This window comes from Roseomonas sp. CECT 9278, from assembly GCF_918698155.1.
Taxonomy (GTDB): Bacteria; Pseudomonadota; Alphaproteobacteria; order Acetobacterales; family Acetobacteraceae; genus Neoroseomonas.
This window is the reverse complement of the sequence record NZ_CAKKLX010000047.1, coordinates 1-12,924: the sequence shown is the minus strand read 5'-3', so window position 1 is coordinate 12,924 and position 12,924 is coordinate 1. Positions and strand designations below refer to the sequence as shown.

At 73.3% G+C, this 12,924-nt stretch carries 13 protein-coding genes; 5 read left to right on the top strand and 8 right to left on the bottom strand.

Annotated elements, in window-relative coordinates:
- Nucleotides 1–61: 61 nt before the first annotated feature.
- The 3 genes from LQ222_RS21770 to LQ222_RS21760 all read right to left on the bottom strand — a co-directional run bounded on the left by LQ222_RS21770 (nt 62) and on the right by LQ222_RS21760 (nt 3,522).
- Nucleotides 62–1,789, bottom strand: a complete 1,728-nt coding sequence (locus tag LQ222_RS21770) for a hypothetical protein (RefSeq protein ID WP_230168955.1) — start codon at nt 1,787–1,789, stop codon at nt 62–64.
- 148 nt (nt 1,790–1,937) lie between these two features.
- The gene (locus tag LQ222_RS21765) at nt 1,938–2,471 is read right to left on the bottom strand and encodes a demethoxyubiquinone hydroxylase family protein (RefSeq protein ID WP_230168954.1); all 534 of its coding nucleotides are present in this window, start codon (nt 2,469–2,471) and stop codon (nt 1,938–1,940) included.
- Nucleotides 2,472–2,667: 196 nt separating this feature from the next.
- Nucleotides 2,668–3,522: an NUDIX hydrolase family protein gene (locus tag LQ222_RS21760; RefSeq protein ID WP_230168953.1), complete on the bottom strand. Its 855-nt coding sequence runs from the start codon at nt 3,520–3,522 to the stop codon at nt 2,668–2,670.
- Nucleotides 3,523–3,762: 240 nt separating this feature from the next.
- Here LQ222_RS21760 and LQ222_RS21755 point away from each other — a divergent pair, with 240 nt between their 5' ends.
- The 3 genes from LQ222_RS21755 to rpmB all read left to right on the top strand — a co-directional run bounded on the left by LQ222_RS21755 (nt 3,763) and on the right by rpmB (nt 6,354).
- Nucleotides 3,763–5,634 (top strand): ABC transporter ATP-binding protein/permease, encoded by a 1,872-nt coding sequence (locus tag LQ222_RS21755; RefSeq protein WP_230168952.1) that lies wholly within the window; start codon nt 3,763–3,765, stop codon nt 5,632–5,634.
- Between the two features lie 60 nt (nt 5,635–5,694).
- Nucleotides 5,695–5,949 carry a hypothetical protein gene (locus LQ222_RS21750; protein WP_230168951.1) on the top strand — a complete coding sequence of 85 codons (255 nt, stop codon included), beginning with the start codon at nt 5,695–5,697 and terminating at the stop codon, nt 5,947–5,949.
- A gap of 111 nt (nt 5,950–6,060) precedes the next feature.
- Nucleotides 6,061–6,354: a 50S ribosomal protein L28 gene (gene rpmB / locus LQ222_RS21745; RefSeq protein WP_230168950.1), complete on the top strand. Its 294-nt coding sequence runs from the start codon at nt 6,061–6,063 to the stop codon at nt 6,352–6,354.
- A gap of 413 nt (nt 6,355–6,767) precedes the next feature.
- Here rpmB and LQ222_RS21740 read toward each other — a convergent pair whose 3' ends face one another.
- The 5 genes from LQ222_RS21740 to rfaD form a co-directional block, all read right to left on the bottom strand.
- Complete coding sequence (locus tag LQ222_RS21740) at nt 6,768–7,748, bottom strand: hypothetical protein (RefSeq protein ID WP_230168949.1); 981 nt, start codon at nt 7,746–7,748, stop codon at nt 6,768–6,770.
- Between the two features lie 114 nt (nt 7,749–7,862).
- Nucleotides 7,863–8,636, bottom strand: coding sequence for a peptidoglycan editing factor PgeF (gene pgeF / locus LQ222_RS21735; protein WP_230168948.1), 774 nt, complete (start codon nt 8,634–8,636; stop codon nt 7,863–7,865).
- On the bottom strand, nt 8,636–9,610 hold the full coding sequence (locus LQ222_RS21730) for a class I SAM-dependent methyltransferase (protein WP_230168947.1): 975 nt from the start codon (nt 9,608–9,610) through the stop codon (nt 8,636–8,638). Before LQ222_RS21730 ends, pgeF begins: the two co-directional genes overlap by 1 nt.
- Before the next feature lie 175 nt (nt 9,611–9,785).
- Nucleotides 9,786–10,583, bottom strand: coding sequence for a prolipoprotein diacylglyceryl transferase (gene lgt, locus LQ222_RS21725; protein WP_230168946.1), 798 nt, complete (start codon nt 10,581–10,583; stop codon nt 9,786–9,788).
- Nucleotides 10,583–11,566, bottom strand: coding sequence for an ADP-glyceromanno-heptose 6-epimerase (gene rfaD / locus LQ222_RS21720; RefSeq protein WP_230168945.1), 984 nt, complete (start codon nt 11,564–11,566; stop codon nt 10,583–10,585). The genes lgt and rfaD overlap by 1 nt, the downstream gene beginning before the upstream one ends.
- Before the next feature lie 99 nt (nt 11,567–11,665).
- On the opposite strand from rfaD, the gene LQ222_RS21715 reads away from it, so the two are divergent.
- Entirely contained in the window at nt 11,666–11,956 is a 291-nt protein-coding gene (locus LQ222_RS21715; protein ID WP_230168944.1) for an accessory factor UbiK family protein, read from the top strand.
- 136 nt (nt 11,957–12,092) lie between these two features.
- Nucleotides 12,093–12,596: a YbjN domain-containing protein gene (locus tag LQ222_RS21710; protein WP_230168943.1), complete on the top strand. Its 504-nt coding sequence runs from the start codon at nt 12,093–12,095 to the stop codon at nt 12,594–12,596.
- Nucleotides 12,597–12,924: the final 328 nt, after the last annotated feature.

The window sequence follows — 12,924 nt, the reverse complement described above, 5'->3', positions numbered from 1 at the left end:
AAACGATGCCCCTGCACCACGGCGCGCCTTGCAGCGCCGCGCCGCCTGGCCGGGACCGCCCTCAGCGCGGCGAGGTGCCCGGCACGGTCACCGACATCGGGTCGCTGCCCTGCGCGTCGCGCGCGCGGCGCACGCGGGCTTCCAGGTCGGCGAGCTCCGTCCGGCGTTCGTTCAGCCGCGCCTCGGTGGCGGCGATCTGGCCGGCGATCTCGGCCCGGCGGCGCTCGGCGGTCGCCACCTCGGCGCGCATGGCATCGAGCTGCTGGGCCACCTGGCCGCGCTGGCGCTCGGCGGCGGCGACGGCGGCGCGCAGGCTCTCGGCCTGGCTTGCGGCCTCGCCCCGGCTGCGGTCGGCGGCGGCCACCTCGCCGCGCAGGCGCTCGACCTGCCCGGCCAGCTCCGCGCGACGACGATCGGAGGCCGCGACCTCGCCGCGCAGCGCCTCGATCTGCGCGGCCAGTTCGGCGCGCTGGCGCTGGGTGGTCGCCATGTCGCCGCGCAGCCCCTCGGCCTGGCGCGCCAGGTCCTGCCGCTGGCGGTCGGAGGCGGTGAGTTCCTGGCGCAGCGCCTCGGCCTGGCGTTGCAGCGATTCCGCCTCCCCGCGCGAGGCGGTGACGGCGCCGGCGGCGCGGCGGGCTTCGTCGACCTGGGCGCGGGCGCGCTCGGCCTCCTGTTCGGCGGTGCGCCCGGCGGCGCTGGCGCGGCGCTCGGCTTCCTCGGCGGCGGTGCGGCGCTCCGCGAGGGTACGTTCGGCCGCGCTTGCCTCGCCGCGCAGGGCGGCCAGGCGGCGTTCCTCGGCCCCGGTGCTCTCGCGCAGCTGCGCGAGCTGGCGCTCGGCGGCGGCGACGGCGGTGCGCAATTCGGTCGCGCGCGCCTGCAGCCCGCGGAGTTCCGTCGCGGTCTGGTCGCGTGTGGCGGTCAGGCGGCCGATCTCGGCTTCCAGCTGCGCCACGGTCTGGCGCCGTGCCGCGGCCTCGCCTTCCGAGATGTTGACCGCTTGGCGCGCCGCGGCCAGGCGCTGTTCCTGCTCGCGCAGCGCGGCCTCGGCCTGGTTGCCGCGGGTGGTCAGGTCGGTCAGGCGCTGCTGCTCGGTGCCGGCGCGCTGGGTCAGGCCGGCCAGGCGCTGCTCGGCCTGGGTGGCCTCGGCGCGCAGCCCGTCGCGGCGGCGCGTCTCGGCCTCGGCGGCCTCGCGCAGGCCAGCCAGGCGCGTCTCCTCCGCCGTGGTGCGCTGGCCGAGGCCGGCGAGCCGGCGCTCCTCCTCCGCCGCGCGGGCGGTCAGGCCGGAGACGCGCGCATCGGCCGTCGCGATGTCGCCGCGCAGCTGCGCCAGGCGACGGTCCTCGGCATTCGCGCCTTCGCGCAGCGCCGCAAGGCGGCGATCGGCCTCGGCGACCTGGGCGCGGCGCTGCTCGCCCAGCGCCGCGGCCTGGCTGGCCTCGGCCTGGAGGGCGGCAAGGCGGCGCGTTTCCTCGTCGAGCCGCTGGCGCAGCTGGGTGGATTCCTGGTCGGCCGAGGTGCGGCCCTGCTGCGCCGAGCCGAGGTCCCGCTGCGCGATGGACAGGCGGCGTTCGACAGCGGCCAGGTCGCCGCGGGCGCGGCGTTCGGCGGCCAGCGTGGTCTCGAGTTCGCCGACGCGCGTGGTCAGTTCGCGCCCGCGCGCCTGCGAGGCCGTGAGATCGCGTTCGAGCCCGGCGACGCGGTCGGTATTCTGCACCGACAAGCCGCAGGCGGGCAGCACGGCGACCGAGGCGAGCAGGGCCAGCCTGGCGATGGCGCGGGTGCTGGTCATGGGCGGGGGCCTCGTTGGTTGGTCGCGGCGGGGGAGTCGGCAGTTCGGCACCGCCGAGCATACTGGTCCGGCTTCGTGGCTGGCGAGTCCAGCGCGCCGCGGTTGCATTCTTCACCGCGCGACGCCGCCGGGGCGTGCGCGCCGGCGTTCAGATGCGCTTCGCCGCCGCCACCGCGGCCGCCGACCCGCCGCCCACCAGCGCGGCCCAGGCGCGCAGCACGGGGCCATAGGCGGGCCCCTGGCCAGCCTCGCGCGCCTCGTCGCGGTGGTGGACCTCCTCCTCGCGGCAGCGCTCCAGCAGGGCGTGGATGTGCGGCAGGATGCCCTCGGCGGCCAGGCGGTCGGTCTGGGCGCGGTAGTGGTGGTCCACGAAGGTCTCGACCGCATCGACGGTGGCGAAGACCGCGCGGGGGCCGAACAGGGCGGGCAGGGCGCCGGTCAGCCAGCCCGCCACGCGCCAGATCGGCAGCAGGCGGGACCGGTCGGCGGGCGGCAGCAGGTCCTCCAGCAGGTCCAGGTGGCCCTGTTCGGTGGCGCGGTGCCGGGTGGCGAAGTCGCGCACGGCGGGGTCGCGGCTGGCCGCCAGGATGCCGTCGTAGATGCGCACGGCGCCGGTCTCCCCGGCATGGTCGGAACGCAGTTCGGCGACGAGCCAGGCGGGCAGGGGCGCGGTCGTGGTCATGGTGGTGGTGCTCATGCCGGGGGACATGGCGCGGCGGCGCCTGGGGTCAATCTGCGCGGCGGCGCCTGGGGTCAATCTGCGCGGCGGCGCCTGGGGTCAATCTGCGCGGCGGCGCCTGGGGTCAATCTGCGCGGCGGCGCCTGGGGTCAATCTGCGCGGCGGCGCCTGGGGTCAATCCGCGCGGCGGCGCCTGGGGTCAATCCGGGCCCTGGTCGAGCCCGGCGCGCAGGCTGCCGTCGGGGTCGTCCACCAGGCCCTCGCGCAGGAACAGGTCGATCAGCACCAGGTTGACGTTGAACTTGATGCTGTCGGTGGCACGCACGGCCTCCAGCAGGCGCGTCGCGGGCCACAATTCGAAGCGCTCGACCTCGTCGTCGCCGGGGGTGGGCGTCACGCCCTCGGGGATGTCGAGGTCGAAGACATGCAGCACGTCGCGGCGCAGCCCCTCGGCATTCGACATGACGTAGGAGACCCGCCCGGCCGGCCGCGCCGTGGCGGCGAGGTCGGGCGGCAGGCAGGCTTCCTCGGCGGCTTCCTTGACCAGGCATTCGTCGGGCGACAGGCCGGCCGGGATGCCGCCGGCGACGATGTTGTCGAGCTGCCCGGGCGCCACCGCCTTGTCCCGCGCGCGCACCCCCACCCAGACATGCAGACCGTCCGCGCGTCGCACCAGGCCGTTCACGTGCACGCCCTGCGACATCACGCCGAAGGCCGGCAGCGCGCCGCGGTCGAGCGTGCCCAGCACCGGGCCCGTGCTGGTCTCGCGGATGTCGAAGGCCTCGCGCCGGATGCGCAGGAAGCCGCCGGCGGCCAACGCGGGCAGGGCGTCGGCCAGGGCTTCGCTGCGCGTGCCGGGGCTGCGCAGCCGCGCCGCCAGCGCAACACCCTGCGCGTCGAAGTGGAAGTCGCGCGGGCGGAAGGTGAGCGCCTGCGCGAGGTCCGGCGAGACCCAGCCGACCTGCGCCGCCCCCGCCCGGAACGGGATCAGCCCCCCCGGCGACGCGATATTGTTGCAGGCGGCGATGTGGCGCTGGAGGGCGGGGTCGGGCATCGGGCTGGTTTAGGGCAGATCCCGGCCGGATAGAATCACCCGATCGGCCGCGTGGCGCCGTGCAGGCACGCCGGCGGCGGCAGCGATGCGCGCCATGGCGGGCGCCAATCCGTCCGCCGCGCCGCCCGCGCGTGGGTGGGGGGCTTGCATCCTGCGCGCCGATGGGTCCCATGCGGCGGGCGCGCTTCCCATCGGCGCCAGGGCGCCCCATCTCGCGGGCCGATCCGGAGTTCCACCAGCGTGTCCGCTGCCAAGCCTGCCGAAGACAACCACCTGAAGGCGCTGCTGCGCATCGCGCCGTACCTGTGGCCGAAGAACGAGACCGAGCTGCGCATCCGCGTGGTCGTAGCACTGGTGCTGGTGGCGGCGGCCAAGGCGGCGAACGTGCTGGTGCCGATCGCCTATGCCCGCGCGGTGGATGCGCTGGCGCCCAAGGATGGGATCGGCGCGGCGATCACCGTGCCGGTGGCGCTGCTGCTGGCCTACGGCATCCTGCGGGTGATGTCCTCGGCCTTCGCCGAACTCCGCAACGCCGTGTTTGCCAAGGTGCAGGCGCGCGCCGGGCGGCGCGTCGCGCTGGAGGTGTTCGAGCACCTGCACGCGCTGTCCATGCGCTTCCACATGGACCGCGCAACAGGCGGACTATCCCGGGTCATCGAAAGAGGTGTGCGCGGCATCGCGACGTCGCTGAACTTCCTGCTGTTCAACATCATCCCGACCATCGTCGAGATCGCCTTCGTCGCGGTGATCCTGTGGTGGGTCTTCGCCGCGTCCTTCGCCATCACCATGCTGGTGACGATCGCGGCCTATGTGGCGTTCACGCTGCTGTTCACCAACTGGCGGCTGCGCTTCCGCCGCACCATGAACCAGACCGACGAGGAGGCGAACACCAAGGCGGTGGACAGCCTGCTGAACTACGAGACGGTCAAGTATTTCGGCAATGAGGGCCATGAGGCGCGCCGCTACAACGAAAGCCTGACGCGCTACGAACGCGCCTACGTCACCAGCGAGACCACGCTGAACATGCTGAATGCCGGGCAGGCCTTCATCATGGCGGTGGGCCTGACGGTCACCATGCTGCTGGCAGGGTCGGGCATCGCCGCCGGGACCATGACGGTGGGCGACCTGGTGATGGTCAATGCCTACCTGATCCAGCTGTACCTGCCGCTGAACATCCTTGGCTTCGCCTATCGCGAGATCAAGCAGGGGCTGACCGACATGGAGCAGATGTTCACCCTGCTCGAAGTGCCGGCCGAGGTGCAGGACGCGCCGGGGGCCGTGCCGCTCGCCAAGGGTCCGGGGGAGATCCGCTTCGACGACGTGCAGTTCGGCTACCGCGCGGACCGGCAGATCCTGAAGGGGGTTTCCTTCACCGTGGAGCCGGGGCGGATGCTGGCCATCGTCGGGCCGACCGGGGCGGGGAAATCCACCATCTCCCGCCTGCTGTTCCGCTTCTACGACGCGACCGGCGGCGCGGTGACGGTGGACGGGCAGGATGTGCGGAGCGTGACGCAGGCCAGCCTGCGCGCGGCCATGGGCGTGGTGCCGCAGGACACCGTGCTGTTCAACGACACCATCCGCTACAACATCGCCTATGGCCGGCCGGGGGCGACGGACGCCGAGGTCGAGGCCGCCGCGCGCGCCGCCCAGGTGCACGACTTCGTCCTGCGCCTGCCCGAGGGCTACGCAACCCGCGTGGGCGAACGCGGCCTGAAGCTGTCGGGCGGGGAGAAGCAGCGCGTGGCGATCGCGCGCACCATCCTCAAGGACCCGCGCATCCTGATCCTGGACGAAGCCACCAGCGCGCTGGACACCCGCACCGAACAGGAGATCCAGGCGGCGCTGCGCGACGTGGCGCGCAACCGCACCACGCTGGTCATCGCGCATCGCCTGTCCACCGTGGTCGAGGCCGACGAGATCATCGTGCTCCAGGACGGCCGCATCGCCGAGCGCGGCACCCATGCCAGCCTGACCGCCGCCGATGGCCTCTATGCCGAGATGTGGCGCCGCCAGGCCCAGGCGGTCGCCGCCGCGGAAGCCGCGGCGCGGGCGCAGGCCGAGGCCGACCTCGACCGCCCGCGCGCCGGGCGGCTGGGCGAGACCATTGCGTAACCAGGGGTTAAACGCGCCATCCGCGCGCCCCATCTGCTTGGTAAAGAAGGAGAACGCCGCATGCAGCAGGATCCCCCCGGGATGGCCCCGGAGGACCTGAGCCACGCCGGCTCGGTCGTGGACAAGGCGATCGAATACATGATCGAGCAGCAGATCGCGCCGATCTCGATCGCCTCGGCGCTGCTGGGCGGCGCGCTGGGACTTCTGGCACGCACCATGGACGACCGCGCGGTGGCCGGCGTGCTGCGCAATGCGCTCGCCTCGGTCGAGGCAGGTGAACTGGCCGAGGCGCGGCAGCAGCCCCCGCAGGCATGACCGCGCGGGCTTGACGCCGCGGCCCGCCTGGGCGACAAGCCGCGCCTCCGTCGTTTCCACCCGCGTGCGGGGTCTCCTTCCGCGCGCCCTGATCGTTTCGGGATTACCACCATGGCCCGCCGCTGCGGCATCACCGGCAAGGGCGTCCTGACGGGCAACAACGTCAGCCACGCCAACAACAAGACCCGCCGGCGCTTCCTGCCCAACCTGCAGGAAACCTCCTTCTGGTCGGACGTGCTCGCCTCGCAGATCAAGATGCGCCTGTCGACCAACGGCATCCGCACGATCGAGCACAATGGCGGCCTGGATGCCTTCCTGCTCGGCACGCCGGACCGGCGCCTGCCGGACGAGGCGCGGCTGCTCAAGCGCCGCATCGAGCGCGCGCAGGCCAAGAAGGCGGCCTGACCGGACCCTGCCCGCAAGGGCAGGCACCAGGGCGGCATCCCGCGAGGGGTGGCCGCCCTTTTTCATGGGTGCGCGCGACCGGGTCAGCTTTTCATGGGCGCGCGCGACCGGGTCAGCGCCGAAGCCATGCCGCGCGCCGCAGCGTCGCGAGGCCTTTCGTATCGCCCGCATCCTTGCCCGACCGGGTGTATCCCTCCGATCGGAATCGCGACCTTGCGACAGGCCCGGCGTGGTTCGGCTGAACCAGCCCTGCATGCCGCGGCCGTCCGCTGCGCGACGACGCACGGCCGGGCGTGGCGCGAACCCGGCGCTGGAGCATGCTGCGTTCGCCCGCGCTCACGCCGCAGGCTCTAGCCTGTTGTTTTCAGAGCCTCTTTACGCGTTCAGATGATTCGATCCGAACGCGATCTGCTTTATCGGGCCGCCGGTTCCACCCGCGGCACCGGCAGCGCGCCCGGGTTCTGCGGCATCGCCAGCCCCTGGCCCTGCTGCGGTGCCTGGCCGCGCGGGGCCGCCCCCGCCTGCGCCGGGAAGCCGCCGGCATTGGACACCACCGTGCGCACGCCGCCCGCCGCCTCGGTCGCCGCGGCGAAGGCCACGTCGCCCCAGAAGCGCGCCAGCACGCCGGCCGGCACCTCATTGAGCTGCAGCACCCGGCCGAGATCCTCGCCATCGTTGCGCGACACCGTCCACAGCAGCTCGACCCGCTGGGTCCGCGTGGCGGGCTGGTCGGCGACGATCACCTGGCCGGTCACGGCGAAGCGGGCGCCCTGGGTGGTTTCCTGCACCAGCATGCCCTGCTGGCCCAGCGCCTCCCGCAGGCGCGCGGTCAGCGCCTGGTTGCCGTCGCCGGGCGCGCCGCGGACCATCGGCACATAGATGCGCGGCGGCCCGGTCACCGCCAGCGCGGCGGGGTCTGTGCCCTTGCGGACGGCCTCGGCGCGCAGCAGCAGGTCGGCGATGCGCGGGGCGGCGTCGCGCGCGGCGCGGCGCAGCACCTCGGGGCTGGCATCGGACCAGTCGCGCGCGGCGATGCGCGCGCCATCGGCGGTGCCCTGCGCGGCGCCGTCGGGATCGGTCAGGCGATAGCGCGGCACCACCCAGCCGTTCTCGGACTGCGCCTCGATCGCCAGGCGCCAGTCGAGCGGCAGGGGCGTGTCGACGGCGGCCGGGACCTCGGCGGTCAGCAGGGCGGTGGACAGGGCCTCGGCGAAGCCGCGCGCCTGGGCTTCGGGCAGCAGGGCGGTGGTCGGCGCCGGGATGACCAGCCGATAGGCCGGCGGCGCCGCCAGCGTGCCGGCATTGCCGCCGGGATTGCCGCGGAAGGGCTGCGGCAGGTCGCCGCAGGCGCCCAGCAGCGCCAGCGCCAGGAACAGCGGGGCCAGGCGCGCCATCACACCACCACCACGCAGGCCACCAGCAGGGTCAGCATCAGCATCGCGGCGAACATGAACACATAGGGCATGGCGTCCTTATTGGTCCGGGCGGTGCGGTTGGGAAGACCGCCCTCACGCCGTCAGCGCGATGGCCGAGAGCTGGTGCCCGATCGGCCCGCCGCCGGCCAGCGTGTTGCGGCGATGGCTGAAGAAGCGTGCCTCGTCGGCCAGGGTGTCGTGGGGGGTGACCTCGGCGGCGACGCCGGCGGCGACCAGGCGCGCCGCGCAATAGCCGGCCAGGTCGAACTGCCAGCGATCCGGGCGGGCGCCATCGGCGAAGAAGCGGGCATCGGCGGCATCGCGCGCCAGCACCGCGTCGCGCAGGTCGGCGGCGACCTCGTAGGAGGGCTGGCGGATGCAGGGGCCGACCGCGGCCACGATGCGCGCGCGGCTGGCGCCGATCGCGCACATCGCCGCGATGGTGGCTTCCAGCACGCCGCCGACCGCGCCCCGCCAGCCGGCATGGGCGCCGCCGATGACGCCGGCTTGCGGGTCGGCGAACAGCACCGGCGCGCAATCGGCGGTGACGATGCCGATCGCCAGGCCCGGCCGCCGCGTGACCACCGCATCGGCCTGGGGCCGCTGGTCCTGCGGCCAGGGTTCGTCCAGCACCGCCACGGCATCGCCATGCACCTGGGTCAGCCCGACCAGCGCGGCGCCGGGCAGGCCGAGCGCATCGGCGGCGCGGCGGCGGTTCTCGCGCACCGCATCGGGATCGTCGCGCCCCGATAGCGAGCAGTTGAGCGCCGCGAAGCCGCCGGCCGAGACCCCGCCGCGCCGCGTGAAGAATCCATGCGCGAGGCCCGGCTGGGCGGCGAGCGTGGCGGCGGCGACGGCTTCGGCCATCAGGGATCCTCGAATCCGGGCAGGGGCGGCAGGTCGGGATGGCAGAGGCAGATCGCCTTGAACAGCCGGCCCATGTGCTCGGGCGCGGCCAGGCGCTGCGCGGCGGCCAAGTGGCGGGTGGCGTGGGCGGGGTCCATGCGCGCCAGGATGGCGGCCCGGCTGAACAGGCCGAGCCGGGCGAGGAACACGCCCTGCGGCATCGGCCCCTGCACCGCGGCGCCGGCGGCCTGCGCCGCGGCCGCGACGGCGGCGAAGTCGACATGCGCGGTGATGTCGGCCTGGCCGGGCGCGGCCAGCGGGTCGGCCCGCCCCTGCGCGACCATGGCCTGCAGGCTGTCGCCGAAGCCGCCGGCGCCCGGCCCGTAGTCGATGAACAGCGCGACGCCGCCCTCGGTCGCGATGCGCCGGGCCAGGGCGGCGGCGATGGCGGTGGCGCCCTCGTTGACCTCCTGGATGGCGCCGTCGGGGGCGTCGGGGGGCAGGGGCGGGGCGTCGGCGGCGGGGCGTTCGGCGAAGCTGCCATCGGCCACGAAGCGTTCCGCCCAGCCGGCGCCGCGGCGCACGAACTGGCGGATCGGCAGGGCGTCGAGGAATTCGTTGCCGATCACGATGGCCGGGCCGGGCGGCAGGCCGGCGATGTCGTCGTGCCAGGCGCGCACGGCGGTGCCGAGGCGATCGGCCTGCGCCGCGCGCAGCCGGGGGGAGGTCTCGACCAGGTGGACGCGCAGCGCGGCGCGGAAGCCCGGCGCCATCTCGGCCACGGCGCGCAGGGCATCGGCCATCAGGGTGCCCCGGCCGGGGCCGAGCTCGACGAAGGCCACCGGGTCGGGCCGGCCCATCGCCTGCCAGGCGATGGCGGCCCACAGGCCGATGCATTCGCCGAAGGCCTGGGTCATTTCCGGCGCGGTGGTGAAGTCGCCGCCGGGGCCGAAGGGCTCGCGGCCGGCGTAGTAGGCGAAGGCGGTGCGGCGCATGAAACGATCGAGCCGTTCCGGCGGGACGGCAGGCGTAGCGTCAAGCGGTTCCGGCGGGACCGCCGCCATGTCATCGCGTTGCCCGGGCGCGGCGGCGGACCCGCCGGTCCGCCCCGGCCGCGCCGCTTCCGCTGTCGCGCCACCACCGGACGCGGGGGACGTCGGGTCGGTGGCGTCAGACATGGCGCGGCTTCGCCCGCAGGATCAGCCAGGCGCCGACCAGGATCATCGGCAGCGACAGCAACTGCCCCATGGTCGCGCCGGCGAACAGGAAGCCCAGATGGGCGTCGGGCTGGCGGAAGAACTCGCCGATGATGCGCGCGATGCCGTAGCCGGCCAGGAAGGTGCCCGACAGGATGCCGGGCCGGTCGCGTATGCGCTCGCTGCGCGCCAGGATCATCAGCACCGTGAACAGGCAGAACCCCTCCAGGAAGGCCTGGTACAGCTGCGAGGGATGCCGCGGCTCCGGCCCGCCATTCGGGAAGACCATGGCCCAGGGCACGTCGCTGACCCGGCCCCACAGCTCGCTGTTGATGAAATTCGCCAGCCGCCCGAGGAACAGGCCGATCGGCACCACGCAGACCACCCGGTCCGCGAAGGCCACCCAGTCGAGCCCGTTGCGCTTGCTGAACAGCCAGGCGGCGATGATCACGCCCAGCGCCCCGCCATGGAAGGACATGCCGCCCTGCCAGACATACAGCGCCTCCCACGGCGCCGTGACGTAGTAGCCGGGCCGGTAGAACAGCACGTAGCCGAGCCGCCCGCCGAGGATGATGCCGAGCGTCACCCAGGTGATGAAGTCATCCACCTGTTCCTTCGTGGCGACGACGGGCGGGCGCTGCACCAGCACGCGGGCGACCCGCCAGCCGATCAGGATGCCCGCGATATACGCCAGCGCGTACCAGCGGATGACGAGCGGGCCGATCTCGACCAGCACGGGGTCGATCATCGGGAAGGGAATGGCGAGCAGCATCAGGCGTAGGGATCCTCGGCGTTCAGCAGCACGTCCCGCACATAGGACCGTACGCCGTCCTCGATGGTGGTGGGCGGGTGGTCGAAGCCGGCGGCGCGCAGGCGCTCCATGCGCGCCTGCGTGAAGTACTGGTACTTGCCGCGCAGGTCATCGGGCATCGGCACGAAGCGGATATCCGCATTGCGGTCGAGCGCGGCGTAGATCGCGCGCGTCAGGTCGACGAAGCTGCGCGCCGTGCCCGACCCGACATTGTACAGGCCCGAGGCGCCCGGATGCGCCGCCAGCCAGGTCATCGCCGCCACGCAGTCGCGGACATGGACGAAGTCGCGCTTCTGATCGCCATCCGCGACACCGTCGCGGTCGGAGGCGAACAGCGTCGCCGCCTCCCCGCGCATGATCTGGTGGAACTTGTGCAGCACCACGCTGGCCATGCGGCCCTTGTGATGCTCGTTCGGCCCATAGACGTTGAAGAAGCGCAGCCCGGCCCACATCGGCGGCTGCGGCGCGCCGGCCGCGAGCATCTGCGCCACCCGCCGGTCGAAGGCGAGCTTCGACCAGCCATAGAGGTTGAGCGGCCGCAGCCGCGCCAGCGCCTCGGGCCGCGCGTCGTCGTCGAAGCCCAGCGACCCGTCGCCATAGGTGGCGGCCGAGGACGCATAGAGGAACGGCACCCCCGCGCGCGCGCACCAGTCCCACAGCATCTGCGGCAGGGCGATGTTGGTGCGCGCCACCAGGTCGCCATCGGTCTCGGTGGTCGCGCTGATGGCCCCCATGTGGAACAGCGCGCGGACCGGCGGCTCGCGCGCCAGGAAGGCCGCCAGGTCGCCGGGTTCCACGATGCCCGCGATCGGGTGCCTGGCCAGGTTGCGCCACTTGAGCCCCTGGCGCAGGCGGTCCACCACCACCACTTCCTGCCCATTGGCACAAAGTGCGGCGACCAGGTTGGAGCCGATGAAGCCGGCGCCGCCGGTGACGATGTGCATGATCCGCCCTGTTCCGCCGCGGCCCTTGAGGACGGGGCGGCGGCGGTATAGGCCCCCCCGGGACGGCCCGTCCATATGGCGGGCGAACAGGAGACGACCATGGCAGGCGACAGCGGCCGCGGAAAATTCATGGACGACCTGGCCGGGATGGCCGGCGGCGCCTTCTCGGTCCTGGCCGGGCTGCGCAACGAGGTCGAGGCCATGGCGAAATCCCAGGCCGAGGCGGTGGTCCGCCGGCTGGACCTGGTGAAGCGCGAGGAGCTGGACGCCGCCATGGAAGTGGCCCGCCGCGCCCGCGAACAGGCGGAAGCCCTGGAAGCCCGGGTGGCGGCGCTGGAGGCGCGGCTGGCGGCGCACGGCGCTGGTGGCGGAAGCTCATCCGAAAGCTGAAGAATTGATTGCAACCTGTGCGGGCTTGCGACGCGATTCCGCGTCTGCGTAGTCTGCCCATCGTATCCGGTCGCCCGATTCGCCCACCACATCTTGTGGGTGGCACGGGCGGCAGCCTCGGGCCAGGAGGTGCCGCATGTCCGCCTCACTCCATATCGAGCGCGAGCGTTCCTCGAACCCCCTCGACATCCTCGAACAGATCATCGCGGCCAATGAATGGGCCTTCGAGCGCCGTTCCGACGGCGAGATGGCCGCCGAGGCGCCCGGGAAATGGTGCGACTACGGTCTGCATTTCTCCTGGTCGCACGAGATCAGCGCCATGGCCTTCACCTGCGCCTTCGACCTGAAGGTGCCGGCGGACCGGCGCGACCGGCTTTACGAACTCCTCGCCCTGGCCAACGACCGGCTGTGGATCGGCCATTTCGGAATCGAGATGGAGGATGGCGTGCCGGTGTTCCGCCATTCCGTGCTGCTGCGCGGGTCGCCCTCGGCCAGTGCGGAGAGCCTGGAAGACATGGTCGACATCGCCATCACCGAATGCGAACGGTTCTTCCCCGCCTTCCAGTTCGTGCTGTGGGGCGGCAAGGCGCCGGCCGAGGCGCTGGCGGCGTCCATGCTGGATTGCGTCGGAGAGGCGTAGTGTTTTTGTCCCTCAACCGGCGGGCGGGCCGCGTCCGCGGCCCTTGCTTGCGCGCCATGGGCTGGTGCGCCCGGCGGGGCTGACGGTCTGGACGCGGTCGCGCCGTGCGCTCCCGGATCGTGCCTTCGCACGATCCGTTCTTTGTTTGACCCTCAGACGGCGGGCGGGCCGCGTCCGCGGCCCTTGCCTGCGCGCCATGGGGGTCGCGTCCCCAGTGGTGGTGTAGGACATCCAGAGCCTGGGGCGCGAAGCGAAGCCTGTGGCTGAGCGAAGCGGAGCGCCCCAGGCGGCCATCGCGGTGATCCCTGGCTAGGGTTGGGTTGCTGAG

Bases quoted from the DNA above. Each gene is read 5' to 3' on its own strand.
- LQ222_RS21730 (WP_230168947.1), bottom strand. From the start codon at position 9,610: ATGCGCCGCACCGCCTTCGCCTACTACGCCGGCCGCGAGCCCTTCGGC.
- rpmB (WP_230168950.1), top strand. From the start codon at position 6,061: ATGGCCCGCCGCTGCGGCATCACCGGCAAGGGCGTCCTGACGGGCAAC.
- rfaD (WP_230168945.1), bottom strand. From the start codon at position 11,566: ATGCACATCGTCACCGGCGGCGCCGGCTTCATCGGCTCCAACCTGGTC.
- LQ222_RS21710 (WP_230168943.1), top strand. From the start codon at position 12,093: ATGTCCGCCTCACTCCATATCGAGCGCGAGCGTTCCTCGAACCCCCTC.
- LQ222_RS21715 (WP_230168944.1), top strand. From the start codon at position 11,666: ATGGCAGGCGACAGCGGCCGCGGAAAATTCATGGACGACCTGGCCGGG.
- LQ222_RS21770 (WP_230168955.1), bottom strand. From the start codon at position 1,789: ATGACCAGCACCCGCGCCATCGCCAGGCTGGCCCTGCTCGCCTCGGTC.
- lgt (WP_230168946.1), bottom strand. From the start codon at position 10,583: ATGCTGCTCGCCATTCCCTTCCCGATGATCGACCCCGTGCTGGTCGAG.
- LQ222_RS21760 (WP_230168953.1), bottom strand. From the start codon at position 3,522: ATGCCCGACCCCGCCCTCCAGCGCCACATCGCCGCCTGCAACAATATC.
- pgeF (WP_230168948.1), bottom strand. From the start codon at position 8,636: ATGGCCGAAGCCGTCGCCGCCGCCACGCTCGCCGCCCAGCCGGGCCTC.
- LQ222_RS21750 (WP_230168951.1), top strand. From the start codon at position 5,695: ATGCAGCAGGATCCCCCCGGGATGGCCCCGGAGGACCTGAGCCACGCC.
- LQ222_RS21740 (WP_230168949.1), bottom strand. From the start codon at position 7,748: ATGGCGCGCCTGGCCCCGCTGTTCCTGGCGCTGGCGCTGCTGGGCGCC.
- LQ222_RS21765 (WP_230168954.1), bottom strand. From the start codon at position 2,471: ATGACCACGACCGCGCCCCTGCCCGCCTGGCTCGTCGCCGAACTGCGT.